Annotated in this window: 24 protein-coding genes; 10 read left to right on the top strand and 14 right to left on the bottom strand. The window is 62.7% G+C overall.

The window, feature by feature from the left end:
• Window position 1: 1 nt before the first annotated feature.
• The 8 genes from JOE27_RS22940 to JOE27_RS22905 all read right to left on the bottom strand — a co-directional run bounded on the left by JOE27_RS22940 (window position 2) and on the right by JOE27_RS22905 (window position 8,973).
• Window positions 2-628: a response regulator transcription factor gene (locus tag JOE27_RS22940; protein ID WP_204920178.1), complete on the bottom strand. Its 627-nt coding sequence runs from the start codon at window positions 626-628 to the stop codon at window positions 2-4.
• 28 nt (window positions 629-656) lie between these two features.
• Window positions 657-1,838 carry a hypothetical protein gene (locus tag JOE27_RS22935; protein ID WP_204920152.1) on the bottom strand — a complete coding sequence of 394 codons (1,182 nt, stop codon included), beginning with the start codon at window positions 1,836-1,838 and terminating at the stop codon, window positions 657-659.
• A gap of 5 nt (window positions 1,839-1,843) precedes the next feature.
• Window positions 1,844-2,578, bottom strand: a complete 735-nt coding sequence (locus JOE27_RS22930) for a molecular chaperone (protein WP_115272947.1) — start codon at window positions 2,576-2,578, stop codon at window positions 1,844-1,846.
• Window positions 2,579-2,665: 87 nt separating this feature from the next.
• Complete coding sequence (locus tag JOE27_RS22925; protein WP_204920654.1) at window positions 2,666-5,086, bottom strand: CS1-pili formation C-terminal domain-containing protein; 2,421 nt, start codon at window positions 5,084-5,086, stop codon at window positions 2,666-2,668.
• A gap of 136 nt (window positions 5,087-5,222) precedes the next feature.
• Entirely contained in the window at window positions 5,223-5,702 is a 480-nt protein-coding gene (locus JOE27_RS22920; RefSeq protein WP_046787402.1) for a CS1 type fimbrial major subunit, read from the bottom strand.
• A gap of 193 nt (window positions 5,703-5,895) precedes the next feature.
• Window positions 5,896-7,560: a cation acetate symporter gene (locus JOE27_RS22915; RefSeq protein WP_046787403.1), complete on the bottom strand. Its 1,665-nt coding sequence runs from the start codon at window positions 7,558-7,560 to the stop codon at window positions 5,896-5,898.
• Complete coding sequence (locus tag JOE27_RS22910) at window positions 7,557-7,868, bottom strand: DUF485 domain-containing protein (RefSeq protein WP_039604303.1); 312 nt, start codon at window positions 7,866-7,868, stop codon at window positions 7,557-7,559. The genes JOE27_RS22915 and JOE27_RS22910 overlap by 4 nt, the downstream gene beginning before the upstream one ends.
• A gap of 244 nt (window positions 7,869-8,112) precedes the next feature.
• Complete coding sequence (locus tag JOE27_RS22905) at window positions 8,113-8,973, bottom strand: glycine betaine ABC transporter substrate-binding protein (protein WP_046787404.1); 861 nt, start codon at window positions 8,971-8,973, stop codon at window positions 8,113-8,115.
• A 197-nt stretch (window positions 8,974-9,170) separates the two neighbouring features.
• Between JOE27_RS22905 and JOE27_RS22900 the strand changes: the two genes are divergently transcribed.
• Window positions 9,171-10,736: a beta (1-6) glucans synthase gene (locus JOE27_RS22900; protein WP_174142143.1), complete on the top strand. Its 1,566-nt coding sequence runs from the start codon at window positions 9,171-9,173 to the stop codon at window positions 10,734-10,736.
• A 39-nt stretch (window positions 10,737-10,775) separates the two neighbouring features.
• Here the strand turns inward: JOE27_RS22900 and JOE27_RS22895 are convergent, their stop codons facing one another.
• Window positions 10,776-11,144 (bottom strand): hypothetical protein, encoded by a 369-nt coding sequence (locus JOE27_RS22895; RefSeq protein WP_204920143.1) that lies wholly within the window; start codon window positions 11,142-11,144, stop codon window positions 10,776-10,778.
• Window positions 11,145-11,338: 194 nt separating this feature from the next.
• Between JOE27_RS22895 and JOE27_RS22890 the strand changes: the two genes are divergently transcribed.
• Window positions 11,339-12,637: a serine/threonine protein kinase gene (locus JOE27_RS22890; RefSeq protein WP_039603299.1), complete on the top strand. Its 1,299-nt coding sequence runs from the start codon at window positions 11,339-11,341 to the stop codon at window positions 12,635-12,637.
• Window positions 12,630-13,454 carry a VacJ family lipoprotein gene (locus JOE27_RS22885; protein WP_115272951.1) on the top strand — a complete coding sequence of 275 codons (825 nt, stop codon included), beginning with the start codon at window positions 12,630-12,632 and terminating at the stop codon, window positions 13,452-13,454. The genes JOE27_RS22890 and JOE27_RS22885 overlap by 8 nt, the downstream gene beginning before the upstream one ends.
• 153 nt (window positions 13,455-13,607) lie before the next feature.
• On the opposite strand, the gene JOE27_RS22880 is transcribed toward JOE27_RS22885, so the two are convergent.
• Both JOE27_RS22880 and JOE27_RS22875 read right to left on the bottom strand, forming a co-directional pair.
• Window positions 13,608-14,756 carry a patatin-like phospholipase family protein gene (locus JOE27_RS22880; RefSeq protein WP_204920141.1) on the bottom strand — a complete coding sequence of 383 codons (1,149 nt, stop codon included), beginning with the start codon at window positions 14,754-14,756 and terminating at the stop codon, window positions 13,608-13,610.
• A gap of 66 nt (window positions 14,757-14,822) precedes the next feature.
• The gene (locus JOE27_RS22875; RefSeq protein WP_046787407.1) at window positions 14,823-15,758 is read right to left on the bottom strand and encodes a lipid A biosynthesis lauroyl acyltransferase; all 936 of its coding nucleotides are present in this window, start codon (window positions 15,756-15,758) and stop codon (window positions 14,823-14,825) included.
• A gap of 111 nt (window positions 15,759-15,869) precedes the next feature.
• Here JOE27_RS22875 and minC point away from each other — a divergent pair, with 111 nt between their 5' ends.
• The 5 genes from minC to JOE27_RS22850 all read left to right on the top strand — a co-directional run bounded on the left by minC (window position 15,870) and on the right by JOE27_RS22850 (window position 19,983).
• A complete protein-coding gene (minC, locus tag JOE27_RS22870) occupies window positions 15,870-16,622 on the top strand; it encodes a septum site-determining protein MinC (protein ID WP_204920138.1) in 753 nt (250 codons plus the stop codon).
• A 100-nt stretch (window positions 16,623-16,722) separates the two neighbouring features.
• Window positions 16,723-17,535: a septum site-determining protein MinD gene (minD, locus tag JOE27_RS22865; RefSeq protein WP_115272953.1), complete on the top strand. Its 813-nt coding sequence runs from the start codon at window positions 16,723-16,725 to the stop codon at window positions 17,533-17,535.
• Window positions 17,536-17,538: 3 nt separating this feature from the next.
• Window positions 17,539-17,793 (top strand): cell division topological specificity factor MinE, encoded by a 255-nt coding sequence (minE, locus tag JOE27_RS22860; protein WP_043206650.1) that lies wholly within the window; start codon window positions 17,539-17,541, stop codon window positions 17,791-17,793.
• Window positions 17,794-17,934: 141 nt separating this feature from the next.
• Window positions 17,935-18,570: an RluA family pseudouridine synthase gene (locus tag JOE27_RS22855; RefSeq protein WP_012313196.1), complete on the top strand. Its 636-nt coding sequence runs from the start codon at window positions 17,935-17,937 to the stop codon at window positions 18,568-18,570.
• Window positions 18,571-18,693: 123 nt separating this feature from the next.
• Window positions 18,694-19,983 carry a M18 family aminopeptidase gene (locus JOE27_RS22850; RefSeq protein ID WP_039603106.1) on the top strand — a complete coding sequence of 430 codons (1,290 nt, stop codon included), beginning with the start codon at window positions 18,694-18,696 and terminating at the stop codon, window positions 19,981-19,983.
• Window positions 19,984-20,027: 44 nt separating this feature from the next.
• Here the strand turns inward: JOE27_RS22850 and JOE27_RS22845 are convergent, their stop codons facing one another.
• Together JOE27_RS22845 and JOE27_RS22840 are read right to left on the bottom strand one after the other, a co-directional pair.
• Window positions 20,028-20,765 (bottom strand): hypothetical protein, encoded by a 738-nt coding sequence (locus tag JOE27_RS22845; RefSeq protein WP_115272954.1) that lies wholly within the window; start codon window positions 20,763-20,765, stop codon window positions 20,028-20,030.
• A gap of 52 nt (window positions 20,766-20,817) precedes the next feature.
• Complete coding sequence (locus tag JOE27_RS22840; RefSeq protein ID WP_148708292.1) at window positions 20,818-21,249, bottom strand: hypothetical protein; 432 nt, start codon at window positions 21,247-21,249, stop codon at window positions 20,818-20,820.
• A gap of 214 nt (window positions 21,250-21,463) precedes the next feature.
• On the opposite strand from JOE27_RS22840, the gene JOE27_RS22835 reads away from it, so the two are divergent.
• Window positions 21,464-21,631: a hypothetical protein gene (locus tag JOE27_RS22835; protein ID WP_012313193.1), complete on the top strand. Its 168-nt coding sequence runs from the start codon at window positions 21,464-21,466 to the stop codon at window positions 21,629-21,631.
• A 44-nt stretch (window positions 21,632-21,675) separates the two neighbouring features.
• Entirely contained in the window at window positions 21,676-23,832 is a 2,157-nt protein-coding gene (locus JOE27_RS22830; protein WP_125924314.1) for a mechanosensitive ion channel domain-containing protein, read from the top strand.
• 18 nt (window positions 23,833-23,850) lie between these two features.
• Here JOE27_RS22830 and JOE27_RS22825 read toward each other — a convergent pair whose 3' ends face one another.
• Window positions 23,851-24,564, bottom strand: a complete 714-nt coding sequence (locus JOE27_RS22825; protein WP_046787411.1) for a UTRA domain-containing protein — start codon at window positions 24,562-24,564, stop codon at window positions 23,851-23,853.
• Window positions 24,565-24,688 lie beyond the last annotated feature (124 nt).

Genomic DNA, 24,688 nt, shown 5'->3' with positions numbered 1-24,688 from the left:
TTCAGATCAGCTGATTGCGGCGAGCGAAATCCGCCAGGTCAATCAGCGAGTTGAGCCTGAGCTTTTCCAGCAGGCGCGTCTTGTAGGTGCTGATGGTCTTGTTGCTCAGCAGCATGGCCTCGCCGATGGCTTTGTTGCTCAGGCCGCGGGCCAGGTACTGCAACACCATCAGCTCACGGTCGGACAGGCTGGCGATACACTGCGGCTCGGTGGCCTGCAGGTCCTGTTTGTGCACCGAGCTCAAGGCCACTGCGGGGAAGTAGGTAAAACCCGACAGCGCAGCACGTACCGCCTTGCCCAGTTCATCCAGGTCATCGGTCTTGGCCACGTAGCCGGCTGCCCCCGCCTGCAGGCAGCGCAACGAGTAGGCCACGGCCAACTGTGAAGTCAGCACCACGACCTTGCTCGGACGGCTGCAGGCCTGGATGCGGCTGATGACCTCCAGCCCGTCCAGGCCAGGCATGGCGATGTCGAGGATCACCAGATCCGGCGCCAGCTCGCGCACCAGGCGCACCGCATCGATGCCGTTGTCGGCCTGGCCAACCACTTCGACCTGCTGCTGGCGCAGCAACTGGCAGACCGTGGCACGGATAAATGGGTGGTCGTCGACCACCAGTGCTGTGTGCATGCCCGCTCCTCGTTTTTGTGGTTGCCGATTACAACTCGGCATCGAACACGACTGTGGCCAGCCCGGTATAGATACTGCCGTTGTTGGGTAACATACGGCGCACATCCTCCTTGGCTATTTCAAAGTGCATCTGGCCAGGCCGGTTGAGGGTGGGCTGCACGGCTTCGAACTGCAGCGCTTGAGCACGCCCCGTCGGTAGCGCAAGCCTTTCGACCATCTGACCTCGGTGCTGGATGCCGGCGGGCAAGCTCAGGGACAGCAGGACAGGTACTTGATCGCCCTTGTCGTTGGTGATTGCGCACTGGGCGTCGATATCGTACTGGCACAGCTTGTAAACCTTGAACGGGCCAGAGGATGACAGCCTGAATGGCAAGTCTCTATACAGACGCTGCGGCACACTGCCCCCCGCAAGCCAGTGCTGCCAGCCATCGCGAGGCTCCAGCACGGCGCGGTCAGTACCCGGCGGAAACTCGAAAAAGAAGGCATGCTGGACGTCGAGCACGAGGTTGATTGTGACGCTGTTGGTATTGAGTGCAGTAACGCCATCACCAAAGTCGAAGTCGCCGCCAGGGCCAACGCTGTATGTGATGCTTCCTCGATAGAGCCCGGTTTTCATGCGAAATGGGGCAGGCATCCGGAGGTTGTAAGACACGCCCATGTCAGTCACGTCGATGAACCCGTGATAATCAGGCCCATTCCGGGAATTCAATGAGTGACAGCCGGCAGGCGCTGTCGGGTTGGTAATGTCCCAGAGGAAGAATACCCAGGGTGGATTGCCGATGGACGCTACACGGGTGCAACCACCCTGCACGACAGCGTTGTACGTAGGACTCTCATACCAGGGCACGCCCCCCGTTTTCTGGCTGACCCCTGTGAACTCGAACGACACTGTGTGCGGCTCACCGGTAACTTCGTGGAAGACATCGACCTGGCGCCGGCCCGGCATCTGGATGAAAAACTTTGCCCGTGGTGAGACGGTAGTCACCTCTTTTGTGTAGGTCAGGGGCAGATCGACCACGTCATTGTTGGTACAGCGATAGGCAAACCTGCGGCAGAACAATGCAGGAGGCGTCGTGTTTTCGAATTGTCCCGACCCTTTGCCCAGATACTGCGCCGACACCGTGACATCAAGTGCCTGGGCGCTTGGGGCCAGCAGCATGAACCACGCCGTTACCACCCATGCCAGGCAAAATCGCATCAGATGAACCATCACGTTTACCCCTTCACCACCATGATTTTATGATCACGTCCTTCGTGAAGCTCGAACTGGTGCACCTTTTGCGAGTGCCCCTCGAACTGCCGGCTACGGCCTGGCAGCAGGTGATGCTTGGTCGCGGGCTCACACTGTTCCCCTGCCATCAGGCATTGACGGAAGTGGTCCAGAACCACGGTGGAGTTACCTTCATTGACCACAGTCAGTTGCCCGTTTTCACGCCGCACCGGCGTGTTGAAGCGTGCCTGCGCCGGCCGTACGAACAGCAGCGAGCCATAGCCGGCCAGCAGGTTTACCCCCGCCCTGAGGCCGTCGCGGTACTGCGCCGCCTCCTGTTCGTCCACGGCAAAACCGTCACCCAATTCCGGCAGCACTGGCATGAAGCGCAGACGGAAGTAACGCTCCTGGTCCCGCGGGCCACGGTACAACAGGCGCACGGCCTGCATGCCGTGCGCCGGTACGATCAGCCGCGCCGGGCTGGCGACCAGACCGCGCTGCTCCAGGGCCAGGCCGTCGGTGTCGATTTCGTGGGCCACCCCGGCATCGTCATAGACCAGCTCGGCGACGCTGACCTTGACGAACGCCGTGCTGTCGCCGCTGTTGCGCACACGCTTGAGCAGGGTGCTCCTGTCACCGTCGAGGTAATCGTACAATCCGCCAACGTTCAGTTCGGGGGTGGCCACGGCAGCCAGTGGCATGGCCAGCAGGACGAAGGCCGATAGAGAAAGCATTTTCATGTGGCGAAGCTCCCTGGTGATTTGATTAAGGGTATTGCCGTGCGCAACCCGTCGGCCACGGCTAAAGCAGTAGGAAAATTCCGAAACTCACGAAGATCGCGATGCAATCTCGGGCTGGCACTGTTGGTCGCCGGCCAGCAGCACGTCGCCTTCACGCGTCAGGCCTTCCAGGTCCAGGCGTACGAGACAGAGCGGTTGCCCGCGCTGGCGAATTTCCAGGGTCGGTGCCGCTTCGCTCATTTCCACCGCGAAAAAGCCATCGGCCTCGCTGACACTGCGGCTGGCATGGTTGATCACCTGGGCGCCACGCAACGGCAGGCCCTGGCCATCGAGCAAGCGCCCCAGCACGGTGACGGTGCGCAGTACACGAACCTGGCGGTAGTCGATGCCCCCGCGGTTGAGGTGGTAGTCAACGCTCGATGGCTGTATCACGGCGGCGGTCGCCTCGCTCCCGTCGAAATCGAACTGCACATGCCCGGGCTTGTAGGCGGTGACCGGGATGATGTTGCGCCCGGCATGCAGGTTGACGCCCATGGCATCGTCGGCACGCAACCTGAGGCCGTCGATGTCGGTGTCCACATCGACGATCAACGCGGCCTGGTGCCCCAGGGGCTGGCCGCTCACTGCCGCCTTGCCGGCACCCACGGCCAGCAGGCTTTGCAGGTTCAGGCCACCGGTGAATTCGCCGTTGTAGGAGGAGCGCTGCAGGTAAGCGTCACCTTGCATGAACGGGTTCTCGAACTGGGTATCGGCCCCCAGCCCCGTGCCGTAGCGGTCGGCGCTGAGGGTGGCGCCAATGCTGCGCAATGGGCCGATCTCTACATCCTGCCGATAGCCCAGCGAGGTATTGAGGTCACGCCCGCCGTCACGCGAGGTGCGGCTGCCGATGCTGGCGGACAAACGTCGGCCGCCGTCGCCCAGGCTCATGCTCAGGCTCAGGTTGATGCCACGGTTGCGCGCATCACCGGTACCGCTGTTGCCCGGGCGATCGAACAGCGACAAGCGCCAGTTGGCGTCAGAGCCAAACAAACGCCCGTAATAGGCCCACCCCAGATCGATGCCGATGCCGGCATCACTGCCACTGCTGTGCGACACACGCACACTGGCGGTGTTGCGAGGGTCCAGGCGATGGTTCAAGGACAGCGATGATTGCGTCTGGCGCCGGGTGAATGGCCGTGCAGGTGCATTGCCAAGGTAGTCCCTGCCGGGCTGCGCCAGCCAGGTGCGGCTGTGGCTTGCGACCAGCGAGCCGCTCGCGTAGGCATGGATCAGTTGCAGGTCGAAGCCGTTGCCATGGCCCTGGGCCTGGAACAGGTTGCCATAGAGTTTGAGCCGGTCGCGCACATCCCAGTCCAGTGAGGTGCCGTATTGCATGGCATCGTCGAGCCGCTGAGCGGACACACCGACGATTGCCCTTGGGTGCAGCAGGTAGTTGGCCAGCACGCCCGCCGCCAGGGTGTCGTCATGCACGGCCTGCCAATTGCTGAGCTCACTGCTCTGGCGCCCGACATACAGGTTGTAACGCCAAGGTGCGTCGGTACTGCGCCAGTTGCCGGGCTTGTAGACGAATGCCTGGCTGCGCGAACTGACCTGGCCGTCCTCGACCAGACGTACTTCGACCTCGTAGATGCCGCCGGGCAGCACCTTGGTATCGAGGGTCTGCAACCCTGGCTGCACCGGCTGGCTGTTGATCAGCACACCGTTGCGGTAGATCTGCGCCACGGCCGGGCGGCTGGGTGTGACATGGATGGGCGTGGCACTGGGCGCGGCGCTGTCGATGAGCAGGCTGTCGCTGCTCCCGAACATCAGGCCCAGGGTCGTGTCAGGGCTGGCGCCCATCAGCCTGGGTTGGCGGGTCAGGCCCTGGGCGCTGGGGGTGAAGTACCCCAGGCGGTAGAAATGGTCCTCGACCAGGCGCTCGCCATACAGCTGGTCGACCCGGTAGCGGGTGCCCTCGCGGCTGTCGCTGCCGCGGTCGAGCTGGCCGTCGGCCAAGGCTGTCCACTGGCCGACACTGGCCTGGCCCTGCAAGGCGTAGCGGCCACTGGTGGCGACGCCATCATTGACCAGGTTGAGCTGGTTGCGCAGCAACAGGCCGTGGCTGCCCTGCTCCGGCAGGCGATGAAAACGTTCGGCAGTGGCGGCTACTTCGGCACGGTCGGTCAGCAGCGACAGCTGCGAGTTGGCCAGGCTGTAATGAATCGCACGCAAGCCTTCCGGGCAGTCTGCCTGGCAGTCGCCCAGGGGCCTGCCATCGGCCAGGCGCTCGCGCCAGCGTCGTCGCAGGCTCTCGGGCTCGCGGCTGTCGAAGGTTTCGGTGAATTCCAGCAACTGCACCTGCTGGTCGCGGCTGAGCACCACCATGGCATCACCGAGGTAACGGCCGTCCAGGTCGACCCGTACGGCCAACGGCACATCGAAGAAATGCGCCTCGAACTCGCGCGGCAGGCCTGCGACCGGCCCCAGGGCACTGGCCGCGCCATGACTCATGCCGGCCCACAAGGCCATGCTGGCAGCCAGTGGCAGCCAGCAGCGCAAGACGGCGGAGGAGGAATGTCGGGACATGGGTATCGCTTACAGGCATGACCTGCCCGCCCCTCGCCGTTGGCGAGGGCCCGGGCAGGCACTGGAGGTGAACGGAGCCTTAAGGGGCGGCGGTTTCGAAGATCATGCTGACCAGGCCCTGGTAGCTGCCTGGCTCATAACCGGTGCCTGGCGCCGGCTGGGCCTCGACCTGGAAACCGATGACCGCGCCCGGTGCCGCCTGGGTGGCACTGACCACTTCGGCCGGGGTGGTTTGCAACACGGTGTCACCGACCGTGACGTCCAGGCCAATGTTGTTGCTGCCGTTGGCGATCACTGCAGGCGATACCAGGTAGGCGCTGATCGGGCCGATGGTGCTCTTGACCTGCAGTTGCTTGCGGATCGGGTCGAGCTTGCCTTGAAAGGAATTCCAGGCCATTTCCTGCGGGTCGTTCATCCAGTTGCCACCCACGGGCTCGACGTAGAACGCGTCGGTGGGCACCTGGGCGACGATTTGCACCTGCTTCTCGATCGGGTCGACGGCATGGGCGGCGCCTGCGAACATCAGGGCCAGGGGAAGGGCGAGTAACGTGCGTTTCACGAATGGTTTCTCCTTGAAGGTAACAGGCCTGCCGGGTTGGCCCGGCGGGTGAGGAGAAGTATTCGGGAAGCATGGGGCTGGATAATCAGGAAGCTTCCGAGGGAGCTTCGGAAATTTCCGAGCGAAGGCAAAATGACACTGCACAATGCACAACGCCCCGACTGGCGGGGCGTTGTGTTTTTTGCGCTCTATGTCAGTGCGAAACCGCCCCGCTGGCCCCCAGGCCAGTTTGCGAGCGGACGAACTGCGGGAAGAACAGTGCGCGTTCGTTTTCAGCCGCCTTGGACTTGTCGGTGACCGAGAAGAACCAGATACCGACGAAGGCAATCAGCATCGAGAACAGCGCCGGGTACTCGTACGGGTAGATCGGCTTCTCGTGGCCGAGGATCTGCACCCAGATGGTCGGGCCAAGGATCATCAGTGTCACTGCACTCACCAGGCCCAGCCAGCCGCCGATCATGGCGCCGCGGGTGGTCAGCTTCTTCCAGTACATCGAAAGCAGCAGTACCGGGAAGTTGCAGCTGGCGGCAATGGAGAACGCCAGGCCGACCATGAAGGCGATGTTCTGCTTCTCGAACAGAATACCCAGGCCGATCGCCAGCACGCCAAGGGCGATGGTGGTGATCTTCGAGACGCGGATCTCGTCCTTGTCGTTGGCCTTGCCCTTGCGCCATACGCTGGCGTACAGGTCGTGGGACACCGCCGAGGCACCGGCCAGGGTCAGGCCGGCAACCACCGCCAGGATGGTGGCGAACGCCACCGCCGAGATGAAGCCGAGGAAGATGCTGCCACCCACGGCATCGGCCAAATGCACCGCAGCCATGTTGTTGCCGCCCAGCAGGGCGCCGGCGGCGTCCTTGAAGTCCGGGTTGGTGCTGACCAGCAGGATCGCGCCGAAGCCGATGATGAAGGTCAGGATGTAGAAGTAGCCGATGAAGCCGGTGGCGTAGAGCACGCTCTTGCGCGCTTCCTTGGCGTCGCTGACGGTGAAGAAGCGCATCAGGATATGCGGCAGGCCGGCGGTACCGAACATCAGCGCCAGGCCCAGCGAGAAGGCCGAGATCGGGTCCTTGACCAGGCCGCCCGGGCTCATGATCGCCTCACCCTTGCTGTGCACCTTGATCGCTTCGGAGAACAGGGTGTTGAAGTCGAAGCCCACGTGCTTCATGACCATCAGTGCCATGAAGCTGGCGCCGGACAGCAGCAGTACGGCCTTGATGATCTGTACCCAGGTGGTGGCCAGCATGCCGCCGAACAGCACGTACAGGCACATCAGGATACCTACCAGGATCACCGCCACATGGTAGTCCAGGCCGAACAGCAGCTCGATCAGCTTGCCGGCGCCGACCATCTGCGCGATCAGGTAGAACGCCACCACCACCAGCGAACCGGAGGCCGACAGGGTACGGATTTCCTTTTGCCCCAGGCGGTAGGAGGCCACGTCGGCAAAGGTGTATTTGCCCAGGTTGCGCAGGCGTTCGGCGATCAGGAACAGAATGATCGGCCAGCCGACCAGAAAGCCGATCGAGTAGATCAGGCCGTCGTAGCCAGAGGTGAACACCAGCGCGGAAATACCCAGGAACGACGCTGCCGACATGTAGTCGCCGGCAATCGCCAGGCCGTTCTGAAAACCGGTGATCTTGCCGCCGGCCGCGTAGTAGTCGGCTGCCGACTTATTGCGTTTGGAGGCCCAGTAGGTGATGCCCAAGGTGAAGGCGACGAAGGCCACGAACATGGCGATCGCTGCAACGTTCAGCGGCTGTTTCTGCACCTCACCGGTCAGGGCATCGGCTGCCCACACGGCGGGTGCGAAAACGCCGCAGGCCAGTACGGCCAAGGCTTTGGTGTGACGAATCATTGTTGCGCCTCCTTGAGGATGGCCTTGTTCAGCTCATCGAACTCGCCGTTGGCGCGGCGCACGTAGATGGCGGTCAGGACGAATGCCGAAATGATCAGGCCGACGCCCAGGGGGATGCCCCAGGTAATCGACGACTCAGGGCTGAGCTTGGCGCCCAGCAGATGAGGACCGTAGGCGATCAGGAGGATGAAGGCGCAGTACAGGCCGAGCATGATCGCCGAGAGAATCCAGGCGAACCGTTCGCGTTTGGTCACCAGCTCCTTGAAGCGGGGGCTGTTTTGTATCGAGAGGTAAATGCTGTCGTTCATTGTTTTTGTCCTAGCAGCACAGATAGGGGATGGAACCCACACCGTCACTTTATGCTGCCTTTGAACGCCAACCAGACGACCTTAGTCTTAGATGCAACGGTGTTTTGCAGAATAAGTAACAAAGCGGGGCCGCTGTGCGGCCCTTTCGCGACACAAGGCCGCTCCTACAGCGCATAACGCCTGTAGGAGCGGCCTTGTGCCGCGAAGGGCTGCACAGCAGCCCCGCTTCAAAAAGTTTGATTCGTTACTTGCCAGTCCATTCCTTGACTCGGTCCGGATGCTTGGCCACCCAGTCCTTCGCCGCTGCCTCAGGCTTGGCGCCTTCCTGAATCGCCAGCATCACCTCGCCGATCTCGTCCTTGGACTGCCAGCTGAACTTCTTCAGGAACTCGGCCACTTCCGGCGCTTTGGTCGCCAGTTCCTTGCTGCCGATGCTGTTGACCGTCTCGGCGGCACCATAAACGCCTTTGGGGTCTTCGAGGAACTTCAGCTTCCACTTGGCGAACATCCAGTGCGGCACCCAGCCGGTCACTGCAATGGACTGCTGCTTGCCGTAGGCGCGGCCCAGTTCGGCGGTCATCGCTGCGCCGGAGCTTGCCTGCAGCTTGTAGCCGGTAAGGCCGTAGTCCTTGATGGCCTGGTCGGTCTTGAGCATCACCCCGGAGCCTGCGTCGATGCCGACGATCTTCTGCTTGAAGCTTTCGTCGGTCTTGAGGTCGGTAATGCTGTTGGCCTTGACGTACTCCGGCACGATCAGGCCGATCTTGGCATCCTTGAAGTTGGCGCCGTAATCGACCACGTTGTCCTTGTTCTTGGTCCAGTACTCACCGTGGGTCACCGGCAGCCAGGCCGAGAGCATGGCGTCGAGTTTGCCGGTGGCCACACCCTGCCACATGATGCCGGTGGCCACGGCCTGCAGTTTGACGTCGTAGCCGAGCTTCTGCTTGATCACTTCGGCGGCCACGTTGGTGGTCGCCACGCTGTCGGCCCAGCCATCCACGTAACCGATGCTCACTTCTTTGGCCATCGCCTGCGCAGCGCTCATGGCCAGTACCAGGGCGGTGCCCGCCCCCAAGAGTCGTCGCATTTTTTTCAAAGTTGCCATCAAAGCATCCCCTCGTCAGGTCTCGGAGATTGCATGATGTTCCTGCAACAAAGCGTGACCTGCTCCCACTGCGACCTGTACCCGATGCCTTTGCGACAGCACTGTGCCATTAGCGGCGTCTGCCTGCACCATTCTGCGCGATCCTTGCATGCCAAAGGATTGGCGCCGGGCTACTATCTAACGTTTTGCGCCTGACGATGGACCGCCTGATGCCCAGCCCTGCCCGCCTGTTGCTGCCGCTGTACCTGTTCACCTGCCTGCTTGCCCTCTCAGGGCTTGGGGCGCTCTGGTACACGCTCGGCAAGCCGATCCTGCTGCCGGACGCCGCCAGCCCCACGCACAAATTGCAGTGCGCCTCCTATACCCCGTTCGACAAGGACCAGTCGCCTTTCGACCAGCCTTTTCGCTTGCGCCCGGCGCGCATGGACGCCGACCTGGCGCTGTTGGCCGAACGATTTCAGTGCATCCGCACCTATTCCATGGCCGGGCTTGAAGCGATCCCGGCACTGGCGCGCAAGCATGGCCTGAAGGTGATGCTCGGGGCTTGGGTCAATGCCAACCCGGTCGATACCGACAAGGAAGTGGATTTGCTGATCGCCGCCGCCAACGCCAACCCGGACGTGGTCAGTGCGGTGATCGTGGGCAACGAAGCGCTGTTGCGCAAGGAAGTGACCGGCGAGCGCCTGGCCGCGCTGATCGGCAAAGTGAAAAGCCAGGTCAAGGTGCCGGTGACCTATGCCGATGTCTGGGAGTTCTGGCTACAGCACCCGCAGGTGGCGCCAGCGGTGGACTTCCTGACCATTCACCTGTTGCCCTACTGGGAGGACGACCCACGCGGTATCGACGATGCCCTGGCGCATGTCGCTGATGTGCGCCGGGTGTTCGGTACGCGCTTTGCGCCCAAGGATATCTTCATCGGCGAGACCGGCTGGCCCAGCGAAGGCCGCCAGCGCGAGACGGCTGTGCCCAGCCGGGCCAACGAGGCACGCTTCATCCGCGGTTTCGTCGCCATGGCCGAGGCCAATGGCTGGCACTACAACCTGATCGAAGCCTTCGACCAGCCGTGGAAGCGCGTCAGCGAAGGCGCGGTGGGCGGCTACTGGGGCCTGTACGATGCCGACCGGCAGGACAAAGGCGTACTCGAGGGCCCTGTGAGCAACCTGCACTACTGGCCCCAGTGGTTGCTGGCAAGCGCGGTGTTGATGGCTGTGATGCTGGTGTTCGCAGGGCGCCCTGGCACCGCGACCGGGGCGTTGCTGTTGCCGTTGCTGGCGGCGTTTGGCGCTGGCTGCCTGGGGCTGTGGGGCGAATTGATGCGGACCCACGCAAGGTTTGCCGGGGAATGGCTGTGGGCGGCGTTGCTGGCGGGGTTGAACCTGATGGTACTGGCCCATGCGGTACTTGCGTTGGCGCGCCGGGCTGGCTGGCGGGAGCGTGTGTTTGCCTGGCTCGAGACGCGCGCTGGGTGGCTATTGCTGGCGGCAGGCTTTGCCGCGGCAGTGAGTATGCTTGCGATGGTGTTCGACCCGCGTTATCGCAGTTTCCCTACCGCGGCGCTGGCGTTGCCGGCGCTGGTTTACTTGCTGCGCCCGGTGGTAGCAGCACGGGCGGAGGTGGCGTTGCTGGCGTTTATCGTCGGGGCTGGCGTGATGCCGCAGCTGTACCGGGAAGGGCTGGAGAATCAGCAGGCCTGGGGGTGGGCGGTGGTCAGTGTGCTGATGGCTGCGGCGTTGTGGCGGAGTTTGCGGGTGCGCAAGGCTTGATACCCAGGTGCCGGCGAATGGGCTGCACGGCAGCCCCTGTCAGCTGCGACGCGCTTGCCGTACCAGCCGTAACCCCGCCAGCACCACCGCAAATACAGCAATGCTGGCGGTATACAGCACCAGCGCCGGGATGCCGAACACCAGCGCCAACACCGCCAGCCACCAACCGCTGCGCCCGCCAAGCACCTGCGCCAGCAACGCCAGCGCAAGCCCGGCCCAGGCCATCACCTGAAAGTGAATGCCCAGCCCCAGCACCGCGCGCACCTGGCACTGCCAGTGCTCACCCGGCACGGCGCACAGGCCGACCCACTGCGCATCTTCCATCAACCCGTAGCGCACGCCGTAACTGGCAGCCAGCCACAAGGCGAGAAACAGCAACAGCAGCGCAGCCGGCAAGGTACGAGACATCCCGTTCTCCAATAGCAGTAATCGAAACAAGCCATGATCGCCCAAGGCCGGTTGTAAGGCAAAATCACAATCTGCAGCTATGTTGCAGATAACAAGCACACCAAAGGCCACCGCACTTGGCAACTTTGCCAAGGCACTTGTGGTCCTAGCCTGCGTAGCGCAGTACCTTGCTCGCGTTCTTTCTGGGGGATTACATGCTTCGATATTGGCGCCTAGCCGCCCTTCTTGGCGGCCTGCTCATGGCTGTGGCCGCTTCTGCGCGCGACATCGACGCCGCAACCTACGGCTTCCCCTTGACCAACCCGTTCGAGGCGACGATCGCCACGACGCCGCCCGACCAGCGCCCAACGCTGCCCAGCGACGACGAGATCGACCAGAGCGACTACAGCCTCAATTTGCGCCCGGAGCGTGAATTCACCCTGCCCGACAATTTCTGGGCAGTGAAAAAGCTCAAGTACCGCCTGGCTCGCCAGGACCATGAAGCGCCGCTGATCTTCATCATCGCCGGCACAGGCGCGCCGTATTCGAGCACCATCAACGAATACCTGAAAAAACTGTTCTACCAGGCCGGTTACCATGTGGTTCAGCTGTCGTCGCCGACCAGCTACGACTTCATGAGCGCCGCCTCGCGCTTCGCCACCCCGGGCATCAGCCGGGAAGACGCCGAAGACATGTACCGGGTGATGCAAGCCGTACGTGCCCAGCACCCGCGCCTGCCGATCAGCGAGTACTACCTCACCGGCTACAGCCTGGGCGCGCTGGACGCGGCGTTCGTCAGCCACCTGGATGAAACCCGCCGCAGCTTCAACTTCAAGCGTGTGCTGCTGCTCAACCCGCCGGTCAACCTGTACACCTCGATCAACAACCTCGACAAACTGGTGCAGACCCAGGTCAAAGGCATCGACCGCAGCACCACGTTCTATGAGCTGATGCTGGAAAAGCTCACCCGCTATTTCCAGGACAAGGGCTACATCGACCTCAACGAGGCGCTGCTGTATGACTTCCAGCAGTCGCGCCAGCACCTGTCCAACGAACAGATGGCGATGCTGATCGGCACCTCGTTCCGCTTCTCGGCGGCCGACATCGCCTTCACGTCGGACCTGATCAACCGCCGTGGCCTGATCATCCCGCCGAAGTACCCGATCACCGAGGGCAGCAGCCTTACGCCGTTCTTCAAGCGTGCCCTGCAGTGCGACTTCGACTGTTACATGACCGAGCAGGTGATCCCGATGTGGCGCGCCCGCACCGACGGCAACAGCATCCTGCAACTGGTCAACCAGGTGAGCCTGTACGCGCTGGAGGACTACCTGCGCGACAGCCCGAAAATCGCCGTGATGCACAATGCCGATGATGTCATCCTCGGCCCGGGCGATATCGGCTTCCTGCGCAAGGTGTTCGGCGAGCGCCTGACCCTGTACCCCCATGGCGGCCATTGCGGCAACCTCAACTACCGCGTCAACAGCGACGCCATGCTGGAGTTCTTCCGTGGTTAACAAATTCCTCTTCGCCACCGCCCTGCTGGTTGCCGGCAATGCCCTGGCCGCGGAAACCGCGCCGCGCACCAGCGTGATCGAGTCCGATCCTCAAGTAACCGCCGAACCCTTGGCCCCCGAAGCCGACGGCTTCACCGACCCGCTGCGCGAGCTGAAATTCAACCCAGGCCTGGACCAGCGCGAATTCGAGCGCTCCACCCTGGCGGCGCTCAACATATACGACCCGCTGGAGTCGCTGAACCGGCGCATCTACCACTTCAACTACCGCCTGGACCAGTGGGTGCTGCTGCCGCTGGTGGATGGCTACCAGTACGTGACGCCCAGGTTCGTGCGTACCGGGGTGAGCAATTTCTTCAATAACCTGGGCGATGTGCCGAACCTGTTCAACAGTGTGCTGCAGCTCAAGGCCAAGCGTTCGGCAGAGATCACCGCACGGCTGATGTTCAATACCATCATCGGTGTGGGTGGGCTATGGGACCCGGCGACCAAGATGGGCCTGCCGCGCCAGAGCGAGGATTTTGGCCAGACGCTGGGGTTCTATGGCGTACCAGATGGGCCATACATCATGCTGCCGGTGCTTGGGCCGTCCAACCTGCGCGATACCACCGGGGTGGTGGTGGATTACGCTGGCGAACAGGCGATCAATTACCTGAACATGGCCGAGGTCAGCACCGATCATCCGGAAATCTTCCTGCTGCGCGCGGTGGACAAGCGCTACACCACCAAATTCCGCTACGGCCAGCTCAACTCGCCGTTCGAGTACGAGAAGGTTCGGTATGTGTACACCCAGTCGCGCAAGCTGCAGATTGCCGAATAATTTACTGCCTGCACAACCGCTGTAGGAGCGGCCTCGTGTCGCGAAAGGGCCGCACAGCGGCCCCAGGTTTTCAGCGGCGCTGCAACTATCGATGGGGCCGCTTTGCGGCCCTTTCGCGACACAAGGCCGCTCCTACGCGCCGCGTAGGTTCGATTACACCCCCAGAAACTGCTCCAGCTCCCGCCGCTTGGCCAGCGCATCCCGCCGCCCCAGCTCGATCAGCTCGCTGCAATAGCTGGCTTCGAACAGCAAGTAGCTCAACACCCCCGCCCCGCTGGTCCGCGTCGCCCCCGGCCCGCGCAGGAACAAGCGCAGCGCTGCCGGCAGCTCGCGCCGATGCCGTGCGGCAATTTCGTCCAGCGGCTGGCTGGGCGCCACCACCAGCACCTCGATCGGCGCCAGGCCCAGGCGTGGCGCATCCAGGTGGGCGGGCAGCAGGCGGCTGAGGTGGTTCAAACGCTGTAACAGCTCGATATCGCCTTCCAGGCTGTCGATGAACGTGCTGTTGAGCATGTGCCCAGCGATCTGCGCCAGGCTTGGCTGATGGCCACTGAACACGCGCTGGGTCGGCAGCGGCGGCGCTGGCCGCTGCGGGTTGCCGCTGACGCCGACCACCAGCACGCGGCTGGCACCCAGGTGCAGGGCCGGGCTGATCGGCGCCGACTGGCGAACCGCGCCGTCGCCGTAGTACTCATCGCCGAGCCGCACCGGGGCGAACAGCAGCGGGATGGCCGAGCTGGCCAGCAGGTGGTCAACGGTCAAGGGCGTGGGCACACCGAGCCGGCGGTGGCGCAGCCAGGCGTCGATGGTGCCGCGGCCTTGGTAGAAGGTCACCGCCTGGCCAGACTCGTAGCCGAATGCGGTTACCGCCACCGCGCGCAGCTGCTCGCTGGCCAGGGCATGGGTAATGCCATCGAGGTCGATGTGCGACTGCAACAGGCCACGCAGCGGGCTGCTGTCGAGCAGGGCAACCGGTGCCTGGCCACCCAGCCCCAGCAGGTTGTGGCCGACAAAGCGGCTGGCCTGGCGGATTACACCGGGCCAGTCGCTGCGCAACACCAGGTGGCTGCCCAGGTTCTGCCAGAAGGCGGTGAGCCTTTGCACTGCCTCGCTGAAGCGCATTGCGCCACTGGCCAGGGTCACGGCATTGATGGCGCCGGCCGAGGTACCGACGATCACCGGGAAGGGGTTGGCTGCGCCGGCAGGCAGCAGCTCGGCGATGCCGGCCAGAACGCCGACCTGGTAGGCAGCGCGGGCGCCGCCGCCAGAGAGGATCAGGCCGGTAGTCGGGGGTGGGGCCATGTCTTGCTCCCTGGATCTCTTACCGCCAGTGCTGGCCTCATCGCCGGCAGGCCGGCGCCCACATGATCAGCGCTTTTTCTTGTCATACAGCCGCGGCGCACCTTCAGGCCGCGACTTGAAGCGCCGGTGCGCCCACAGGTATTGCTCCGGGCACTCGCGCAACACGCCTTCGATCCACTGGTTGATGCGCAGGCAATCGGCCTCTTCGCTTTCACCGGGGAAGCCTTCCAGCGGCGGGTGGATCACCAGGCGATAGCCACTGCCATCCTCCAGGCGCTTCTGGGTGAAGGGAATGACCTGCGCCTTGCCCAGGCGGGCGAACTTGGTGGTGGCGGTAACCGTCGCCGCCTGGATGCCGAACAACGGCACGAACAGGCTCTGCTTGGCGCCGTAGTCCTGGTCGGGTGCATACCAGATGGCGCGGCCGGCACGCAGCAGCTTGAGCATGCCGCGCACGTCTTCACGCTCCACCGCCAGCGAATCGAGGTTGTGGCGCTCACGGCCGCTGCGCTGGATGAAGTCGAACAGCGGGTTGCCATGCTCGCGGTACATGCCGTCGATGGTGTGCACCTGGCCCAGCAACGCGGCGCCGATCTCCAGGGTGGTGAAATGCACGGCCATGAGGATCGCGCCCTGCCCGGCCTGCTGCGCGGCTTGCAGGTGCTCGAGGCCCTCGATGTGCGCCAGGCGCGCCAGCCTGGCCTTGGGCCACCACCAGCTCATGGCCATTTCGAAGAAGGCGATGCCGGTGGAGGCGAAATTCGCCTTCAACAAACGGCGCCGTTCGTCGACGGACATCTGGGGGAAACACAGTTCCAGGTTGCGTGCAGCGATGCGTCGGCGCTCACCGGCCACCCGGTACATCAGCGCGCCCAGGGCAGCGCCAAGCCACAACAGGGCGCGGTAGGGCAACTGCACCACCAGCCACAGCAGGCCCAGGCCCAGCCACAGGCCCCAGAACCTGGGGTGAAGGAAATAGGGACGAAAACGCGGGCGTTCCATTGAAGCTTCCGGTAAGTCAAAGGCCGAGCATTCTACATCGGATCGGCGCCGGTTGCGGCCAACCGGTCTTATCGTTATAAGTCAGGGCACTTTTTCCGCAACAAGCCGTCTATGCAGACCATGAGCCCAAACCACACACCCGACACCGCCTCCGTGTTCCAGCTCAAGGGCAGCATGCTCGCCATCACTGTGCTGGAGCTGGGGCGCAACGACCTTGAAGCCCTCGACCGCCAGCTGGCGGCGAAAGTGGCCCAAGCCCCCAATTTTTTCAGCAACACACCGTTGGTGCTGGCGCTGGACAAGCTGCCGGCCGACGAAGGGGCGATCGACCTGCCCGGGCTGATGCGCATCTGCCGTCACCACGGCTTGCGAACCCTGGCGATCCGTGCAAACCGCATCGAGGACATCGCTGCCGCGATCGCCATCGACCTGCCGGTATTGCCGCCCTCCGGCGCCCGTGAGCGGCCGCTGGAGCCGGAGCCGGAAGTGAAAAAGCCCGAGCCGGCGCCGGCGCCCGCTGCAGAGCCGGAAAGCCGCCCGACCCGGATCATCACTTCGCCTGTACGTGGCGGCCAGCAGATCTATGCTCAGGGTGGCGACCTGGTGGTCACAGGGTCTGTGAGCCCGGGTGCGGAACTTCTGGCCGATGGCAACATCCATGTGTACGGCGCCATGCGCGGCCGCGCCCTGGCCGGCATCAAAGGCAACACCAAGGCCCGTATCTTCTGCCAGCAGATGACCGCCGAAATGGTCTCCATCGCTGGCCAGTACAAGGTCTGCGAGGACCTGCGCCGCGACCCGCTGTGGGGCGGCGGCGTGCAAGTCAGCCTGTCCGGTGACGTGTTGAACATCACCCGTCTTTAACGGATACTTGCCGTCATTTTTAGAGCAACTTTTTTACCTGTTGCCGTTTTTTTGCATTTTGCTGGGACGCCTGTCCCGACTTATTTAGGGGTGAAACACCTTGGCCAAGATTCTCGTCGTTACTTCCGGCAAGGGGGGTGTGGGCAAGACCACCACCAGCGCCGCCATCGGCACCGGCCTCGCACTGCGCGGCCACAAGACGGTCATCGTCGACTTCGACGTGGGCCTGCGTAACCTCGACCTGATCATGGGCTGCGAGCGCCGCGTGGTTTACGACTTCGTCAACGTGGTCAACGGCGAAGCCAACCTGCAGCAGGCCCTGATCAAGGACAAGCGCCTTGAGAACCTGTACGTACTTGCCGCCAGCCAGACCCGCGACAAGGACGCACTGACCCAGGAAGGCGTCGAAAAGGTACTGATGGACCTCAAAGCACAGTTCGAGTACGTCATCTGCGACTCGCCGGCGGGTATCGAGAAAGGCGCGCACCTGGCCATGTACTTCGCCGACGAAGCCATCGTCGTGACCAACCCTGAAGTGTCTTCGGTACGTGACTCCGACCGTATGCTGGGCATCCTGTCGAGCAAGTCGCGCCGCTCTGAAAACGGCGAAGAGCCGATCAAGGAGCACCTGCTGATCACCCGTTACCACCCCGAGCGTGTCGTCAAGGGCGAAATGCTGAGCGTGGCCGACGTGGAAGAGATCCTGTCGATCAAGCTCAAGGGTGTGATCCCGGAGTCGCAGGCGGTACTCAAGGCGTCCAACCAAGGTATCCCGGTCATTCTCGATGATCAGAGCGATGCTGGCCAGGCCTACAGCGACGCGGTCGACCGCCTGCTGGGCAAAGAGAAGCCGATGCGCTTCATCGATGTACAGAAGAAGGGATTCTTCGAGCGCATTTTCGGGAGCAAATAAACCATGAACCTTTTTGACTTCTTTCGTGGCAGACAGAAACAGAGCAGCGCGTCGGTGGCGAAAGAGCGTCTACAGATCATCGTGGCGCATGAGCGCGGCCAGCGCAGCGAACCGGACTACCTGCCGGCCCTGCAAAAAGAGCTGCTCGAGGTGATCCGCAAGTATGTGAACATCGGCAGCGATGATGTGCACATCGAACTGGAAAACCAGGGCAGTTGCTCGATTCTGGAGCTGAACATCACCTTGCCCGATCGCTGATACAGCGAACGGGCTTGATCATTGGGGCTGCTTTGCAGCCCGTTCGCGACACAAGGCCGCTCCTACAAAGAGCGGCCTTGTGTCGCGAACGGGCCGCAACGCGGCCCCAATGGTTTTCCCCGATTTGACCGAGAACCCGCAATGCCGCTGTCGAACGTCCAGATCCTTCATGAAGACGCCGCCATCCTGGTGGTCAACAAGCCGACCCTGCTGCTGTCGGTGCCAGGCCGCGCCGATGACAACAAGGACTGCCTGATCACCCGCCTGCAGGAAAACGGCTACCCGGATGCGCTGATCGTCCACCGCCTGGACTGGGAAACCTCCGGCATCATCCTGCTGGCCCGCGATGCCGACAGCCACCGCGAGCTGTCGCGCCAGTTCCACGACCGCGAGACCGAGAAGGCCTACACCGCACTGTGCTGGGGCCAACCGGCGCTGGACAGCGGCAGCATCGATTTGCCCCTGCGCTACGACCCGCCCACCAAGCCCCGCCATGTGGTGGACCATGAGCAAGGCAAACACGCCCTGACCTTCTGGCGCATCCTCGAGCGTTGCGGCGACCACTGCCGGGTGGAGCTGACGCCGATCACCGGCCGTTCGCACCAGTTGCGCGTGCACATGCTGTCGATCGGGCACCCGCTGCTCGGTGACCGTTTGTATGCCAACCCCGAGGCGCTGGCGGCACATGAGCGGTTGTGCCTGCATGCGGCCATGTTGAGCTTCACCCACCCGGTTTCCGGTGAGCGGCTGAAGTTCGAGTGCCCTGCACCTTTTTAAGCTGCAAGCTTCAAGCGACAAGCTGCAAGAAAAGCCAGAACAGATCGCGTTGCAGCTTGCTCCGCGGCCTGCTCTTGCTTGAAGCTTGCAGCTTGCGGCTTGAAGCTCGAATTGGAGTGAGTTATGCGCGAAGCACTGAACACCGGCCTGATCGATTTTCTCAAGGCCTCCCCTACGCCCTTCCACGCCACCGCCAGCCTGGCCCTGCGCCTCGAGGCGGCCGGCTACCAGCGCCTGGACGAGCGTGACAGTTGGGCCACGGTGCCTGGCGGCCGCTACTACGTCACCCGCAACGATTCTTCGATCATCGCCATCAACCTGGGCAAGCAAGCGCCGCTGCTGGGTGGCATTCGCATGGTCGGTGCGCACACCGACAGCCCGTGCCTGCGGGTCAAGCCGCAGCCTGAGCTGCAGCGCCAAGGGTTCCTGCAGTTGGGTGTGGAAGTGTACGGCGGCGCCCTGCTGGCGCCGTGGTTCGACCGTGACCTGTCGCTGGCCGGCCGCGTGACCTTCCGGCGTGATGGCAAGGTCGAAAGCCAGCTGATCGACTTCAAGCTGCCGATCGCCATCATTCCCAACCTGGCGATCCACCTCAACCGCACTGCCAACGAAGGCTGGCAGATCAACCCGCAGAACGAACTGCCACCAATCCTGGCCCAGGTGGCCGGCGACGAGCGCATCGACTTCCGCGCCCTGCTCACCGAGCAGCTTGCCCGTGAACACCAGCTCAACGCCGACGTGGTGCTGGACTACGAGCTGAGCTTCTACGATACCCAGGACGCTGCACTGATCGGCCTGAACGGTGACTTCATCGCCGGGGCGCGCCTGGACAACCTGCTGTCGTGCTACGCCGGCCTGCAGGCGCTGCTGGCCGCTGACAGTGACGAAACCTGCGTGCTGGTGTGCAACGACCACGAAGAAGTCGGCAGCTGCTCGGCCTGCGGCGCCGACGGCCCGATGCTCGAGCAGACCCTGCAGCGCCTGCTGCCGGACGGCGACACTTACGTGCGTACCATCCAGCGCTCGCTGATGGTCTCGGCCGACAATGCCCACGGCGTGCACCCCAACTACGCCGACAAGCATGACGGCAACCACGGGCCCAAGCTCAACGCCGGGCCGGTGATAAAGGTCAACAACAACCAGCGCTACGCTACCAACAGCGAAACTGCCGGCTTCTTCCGCCACCTGTGCATGGCCGAAGAAGTGCCGGTGCAGAGCTTCGTGGTGCGCAGCGACATGGGCTGCGGCTCGACCATCGGCCCGATCACTGCCAGCCATCTGGGCGTGCGCACGGTCGATATCGGCCTGCCGACCTTTGCCATGCACTCGATACGTGAACTGTGCGGCAGCCAGGATCTGGCGCACCTGGTGAAGGTGTTGACCGCGTTCTACCGCAGCCGCGAACTGCCCTGACCGCCGGCAGTGCCCGCCCCTTCAGTGGGGGCGGGCGTTGCCGACTAAGGCGCGGGGTTCAGCAGCGCTTCGAGGTCGAGGCGGCCTTCAGGGGCCCAGTTCATGTATTGCCAGAGGGAGAAGCCTTCGGGGAGGCTGCCAGATTCGCTTTGCGCACGAGCTAAAAGACCGGCTACCCGTTCACGTTCATCGGCTGGAAAATTGAGGCGTTCGACGTCGGTCAAGTTATCCAGATACTCAAGATATCCCTTGAACACGGGTCTTAGGTCGCCTGTGTTATAGGCATGGTCGCTGAGACGTGTGAAGAAAATATTGTCCAATGCTGTTTTTGCTCTAGCTGCCGCATAACGTTCCACTTCGGTATAACTGTTTTCATCCTGCTCGATTGCCACTAGATGAGCGCGGTCCAACCCCCAAAACGGGTTTTCCTCAAACTGAGTCTCCACCCCTGAGAGTTTTTCGATACCTACCAGATAATCCAGGGCTTGCCGGTGGCGTTCAGCCTGTTCAGGCGTGTAATTTTCTGGAGGCGGTTCATTCTTGAATTTTTCTTCTCCCCGTGTTCGATAGCTATAACTGATTCGATCCCCGAGCGACGGTGTTCCATAGATCCGTGCATGAAGTGCTCGAACCTCGTCCTTGTTTCTGGCGTCGTTAAGGGCCTCATCAGACAAACTCACCTTGCACCCTGGTTGTGCAGTACCCTCCTCCGACTTTGTGGGCGGTAGCAGAACGTTTTCCTGGCGTACGACAGGCGTGGCATTAACGCTGAAAATTTTCATGGGCGTTCCTCGGTGCTCATCGAGGGGCACCTTCACTGGCGCCCCGCGAGGTTCATTGAATAGTGAACCTCACCGTGTAGTGATAAGGCATTTGCGTTCCTATCCTTTCCATCTTCACCGTACAAGTTGCGCGCGATGACCCGATCGAAACAGCATCCTTTTTCCAGGTGGGTATATAGCGTGGTGGTGGCGCAGTATGCGATACGGAGAAACGACACTTTTTACTACCGGATGCGTACACAAAGCGCATGCCCGAAATTGAATCAGCAAAGCTTGTAACTAAAAACACTCTGTTCTGGCGGGCATTCACTTCACCCATGACCGGCTGTGACGTACCTGACATGTGCTCATAGGTGTAACTGGCTGCGGCACTTGTTTTATTATCGACAATCACCGTTGCCAAGTTATTCTCGGCATGGGCAGTAATGCTCAACCCTGCCACCGCCAACAACGATAAACTGTTGCGTACTGATTTTGCACTCATCGTCGAACCTTCTAAAAATCCCCACACACCGTGGTGAATCTTATATCGGCCAAGGGATGCATTCCTGTGTAGGAAACTGGTCTGATAGATGCGTAGGAAATATGAACCTTTAACCCCACCGATTAAACATTATGTGATACAAGTCATTCCGCTTCGCCAGCTAGCCACTATGCTTAAAGCATCCCCCCCCGCACGTGCAGAAGGATCGCCCGTCATGTCCCCTTTCCTGTCCCTGTTCGTCCCCGTGTTCGGTTTCCTGATGCTGCTGACCATCGGCTTCAGCCTGCGTGAGCGCGACGTCGGTGTGCTGATGATGTGGATCGGCACCTTGGGCATCTTCGGCCTCACCTGCTGGAAGATCCTGGAGAAACTCCCCACATAAACCTCTACACTCGGCCAATCGTTTGACCTGAGGTAGATTTCCCGGTGCCAGCCCTCCTGCGTTGCCTTGCCCTGCTGCTGTTTCTGTTCATCTCCCCGGTACAGGCCGCCGGCCTGCCTGGCCTGCTTGGCTCCAGTGCGCCGGCCCAGCCAGAAGCCACCGAGCCTTTGGGCAAATCGCTGGACGAGGTGATCAAGAACCTGGAGAACGACCAGCAACGCGCCAAGCTGCTGGCCGACCTGAAGAAGCTGCGCGATGCCACCAAGCAGTCGCAACCCACCGTAGAGCAGGGCGTGCTGGGCCTGATCGGCGGTGCGCTGCATGATTTCGAGAAGCAGTTCAGCGGCGACGCCAGCCCGTTCCAGCGGTGGGCGCTGGAAATCGACCAGGCCCAGGCGGAGCTGGCTGAACTGGTGGTGCCCGTGCACCAGTGGCCGGCGATCCTGTTCGGCTTTGCCGCGATCATCGCCGTGTGGAGCCTGCTGGCCTATGCATTCAACTGGATCGGCCACCGGGTGCGTGTGCGCTTCGGCCTGACCGAGGAGTTGCCACAGCACCCGCGCACCTGGGACCTGGTGCGCTTCGCCCTGCGCAAGCTGGGGCCGTGGCTGGTGGCGCTGGTGTTCACGGTGTACCTGAGCTTTGCCCTGCCCTCCTCGCTCGGCAAGTCCATGGCCATGGTGCTGGCCTATGCGCTGGTGGTAGGCACCTGCTTTTCGGCCATCTGCGTGATCGCCTTCTCGCTGCTCGACGGCCCGCACCGCCACCGCGCGCTGCACATCCTGCGCCACCAGGCATTTCGGCCGCTGTGGCTGATCGGCAGCTTCGCCGCCTTTGGCGAAGCGATGAGCGACCCGCGCCTGACCGTCGCCCTTGGTACACACCTGGCGCACGCCCTGGCCACCCTGGCCAATGTGATCGCCGCGCTGTGCACGGGGCTGTTCATCCTGCGTTTCCGCCGCCCGATCGCCCACCTGATCCGCAACCAGCCACTGTCGCGGCGCCTGACCCGGCGCACCCTGAGCGACACCATCGAAATCCTTGGCAGCTTCTGGTACATACCGGCGATGATCCTGGTGGCGATCTCGCTGTTCGCCACCTTCGTGTCGGCCGGCGACACCAGCACCGCGCTGCGCCAGTCACTGATGTGCACGGTGCTGGTGGTGGTGTGCATGGTGCTCAATGGCCTGGTGCGCCGCCACGCCGCCAACCCCAAGCGCGCCAACAAGCGTCAGGCGGTATACACAGAGCGGCTGCGCAACTTCGGTTATGTGCTGGTGCACCTGTTCATCTGGCTGGTGTTCATCGAGCTGGGGCTGCGCGTTTGGGGCCAGTCGATGATCAGCTTCGCCGAAGGTGAGGGCCATGAAGTCAGCCTGCGTCTGCTGGGCCTGGCCGGCACGCTGATTGTCGCCTGGCTGGTGTGGATACTGGCCGACACGGCCGTGCACCACGCCCTGGTGCGTTCACGCCGGGGCCTGGCCAACGCCCGCGCGCAAACCATGATGCCGCTGATCCGCAACGTGATGTTCGTGGTGATTTTCATCATTGCGCTGATCGTCGCCCTGGCCAACATGGGCATGAACGTCACGCCGCTGCTGGCCGGTGCCGGGGTGATCGGCCTGGCCATCGGTTTTGGCGCGCAGTCGCTGGTGGCCGACCTGATCACGGGCCTGTTCATCATCATCGAAGACTCCCTGGCCATCGACGACTATGTCGATGTGGGTGGCCACCTGGGCACCGTCGAAGGCCTGACCATCCGCACCGTGCGCCTACGCGACATCGATGGCATCGTGCACACCATCCCGTTCAGCGAGATCAAGAGCATCAAGAATTACTCGCGCGAGTTCGGCTATGCGATCTTCCGTGTGGCCATCCCGCACAGCATGAACATCGACCAGGCCATCACGCTGATCCGCGAAGTGGGGCAGAAACTGCGCAACGATCCACTGATGCGCCGCAATATCTGGTCACCCCTTGAGCTGCAAGGGGTGGAAAGTTTCGAGTCTGGTTCGGCGATTCTGCGGGCGCGCTTCAAGACCGCACCCATCAAGCAATGGGAAGTGTCGCGGGCGTTCAACCTGGCCTTGAAGCGCCAGCTGGATGCTGCCGGGCTGGACCTGGCGATGCCACGCTTGTCGGTACAGGTGGTGACGGCGGGTGGCGGCGCGATGGCAGAGGCCGGCGGGACCACCGATTAAGCCCATCGCCAGCAGCCGCTATCCGGCCTGGGCGCGGATGCGGATCGCATCATGGCGCCAATACTCAAGGTCACAGTCGATCAGGTGCCCATGCTGGTCACTGTTGACCCGGGTGATATGCAGCCCCGGGCTGCCGGTGGATACCTTCAAGGCTGCGGCCGCAGCCACGGGTAACGCCGTGGGCAGGATTTCAAAGCACACCTGCCCGTAGCGGATGCCGTAGACCCGCCCATAAATCTCGGTCAGCGACTGCGCCAGGTCATGTTCGAGGATGTCGGGGAAGTAACGCGGGTTGAGGTAATGCTCGGCATACAGCACCGCCCGCCCATCGATACGCCGCAACCGGCAGATGCGTATCACGCTGGATAGCGCCGGCAGGTGCAGACGCGCGCAAATGGCCGCCGATGCCGGCTGCAACCGGGCCGAAAGCAGTTCGGTACTGGCCACCCGCCCCTGGTCCCGCACCATCGCGTGAAAGTGGCTACGCTCGATCAGGTCGTAGGTCAGCCGCTCGGGGGCAACGAACCAGCCGCGCCGCTCTTCGCGGTAGATCAGCCCTTGGGCTTCCAGCTGCACCAGCGCCTCGCGCAGGGTGATACGCGTGGTATCGAACACCTCGCTGAGTTTGCGCTCGGCCGGCAGCTTGCCGCCCGGCGCCAGCAGGCCGTGCTCGATCTGCTCCTGCAAGGCATGGCAGATGGCTGTTACCGCACGCGGTGGCGTCGACTGCATCAAGGGTTACCTATCTGGACTAGTCCAGCCCCAGAACAGGGCACTTGGAGAATAGTGCAAGCCTAGGCAGGGCTGATGAACATGCTGTGACAAAGCAGCTGTACACGCTTCATCAGAGCACTGC

The sequence above is a fragment of the Pseudomonas sp. M5 genome (assembly GCF_016907075.1).
In the GTDB taxonomy this organism is placed as follows: domain Bacteria; phylum Pseudomonadota; class Gammaproteobacteria; order Pseudomonadales; family Pseudomonadaceae; genus Aquipseudomonas; species Aquipseudomonas putida_E.
The sequence above is the reverse complement of the archived record's forward strand: the minus strand, read 5'-3'. Positions and strand labels throughout refer to the sequence as shown.

Coding starts and splice junctions, on each gene's coding strand:
- JOE27_RS22940 (WP_204920178.1), bottom strand. CDS start 628: ATGCACACAGCACTGGTGGTCGACGACCACCCATTTATCCGTGCCACG.
- JOE27_RS22935 (WP_204920152.1), bottom strand. CDS start 1,838: ATGGTTCATCTGATGCGATTTTGCCTGGCATGGGTGGTAACGGCGTGG.
- JOE27_RS22930 (WP_115272947.1), bottom strand. CDS start 2,578: ATGAAAATGCTTTCTCTATCGGCCTTCGTCCTGCTGGCCATGCCACTG.
- JOE27_RS22925 (WP_204920654.1), bottom strand. CDS start 5,086: ATGGCCTTGTGGGCCGGCATGAGTCATGGCGCGGCCAGTGCCCTGGGG.
- JOE27_RS22915 (WP_046787403.1), bottom strand. CDS start 7,560: ATGATTCGTCACACCAAAGCCTTGGCCGTACTGGCCTGCGGCGTTTTC.
- JOE27_RS22910 (WP_039604303.1), bottom strand. CDS start 7,868: ATGAACGACAGCATTTACCTCTCGATACAAAACAGCCCCCGCTTCAAG.
- JOE27_RS22905 (WP_046787404.1), bottom strand. CDS start 8,973: ATGGCAACTTTGAAAAAAATGCGACGACTCTTGGGGGCGGGCACCGCC.
- JOE27_RS22900 (WP_174142143.1), top strand. CDS start 9,171: ATGGACCGCCTGATGCCCAGCCCTGCCCGCCTGTTGCTGCCGCTGTAC.
- JOE27_RS22895 (WP_204920143.1), bottom strand. CDS start 11,144: ATGTCTCGTACCTTGCCGGCTGCGCTGCTGTTGCTGTTTCTCGCCTTG.
- JOE27_RS22890 (WP_039603299.1), top strand. CDS start 11,339: ATGCTTCGATATTGGCGCCTAGCCGCCCTTCTTGGCGGCCTGCTCATG.
- JOE27_RS22880 (WP_204920141.1), bottom strand. CDS start 14,756: ATGGCCCCACCCCCGACTACCGGCCTGATCCTCTCTGGCGGCGGCGCC.
- JOE27_RS22875 (WP_046787407.1), bottom strand. CDS start 15,758: ATGGAACGCCCGCGTTTTCGTCCCTATTTCCTTCACCCCAGGTTCTGG.
- minC (WP_204920138.1), top strand. CDS start 15,870: ATGCAGACCATGAGCCCAAACCACACACCCGACACCGCCTCCGTGTTC.
- minE (WP_043206650.1), top strand. CDS start 17,539: ATGAACCTTTTTGACTTCTTTCGTGGCAGACAGAAACAGAGCAGCGCG.
- JOE27_RS22855 (WP_012313196.1), top strand. CDS start 17,935: ATGCCGCTGTCGAACGTCCAGATCCTTCATGAAGACGCCGCCATCCTG.
- JOE27_RS22850 (WP_039603106.1), top strand. CDS start 18,694: ATGCGCGAAGCACTGAACACCGGCCTGATCGATTTTCTCAAGGCCTCC.
- JOE27_RS22845 (WP_115272954.1), bottom strand. CDS start 20,765: ATGAAAATTTTCAGCGTTAATGCCACGCCTGTCGTACGCCAGGAAAAC.
- JOE27_RS22840 (WP_148708292.1), bottom strand. CDS start 21,249: ATGAGTGCAAAATCAGTACGCAACAGTTTATCGTTGTTGGCGGTGGCA.
- JOE27_RS22835 (WP_012313193.1), top strand. CDS start 21,464: ATGTCCCCTTTCCTGTCCCTGTTCGTCCCCGTGTTCGGTTTCCTGATG.
- JOE27_RS22825 (WP_046787411.1), bottom strand. CDS start 24,564: ATGCAGTCGACGCCACCGCGTGCGGTAACAGCCATCTGCCATGCCTTG.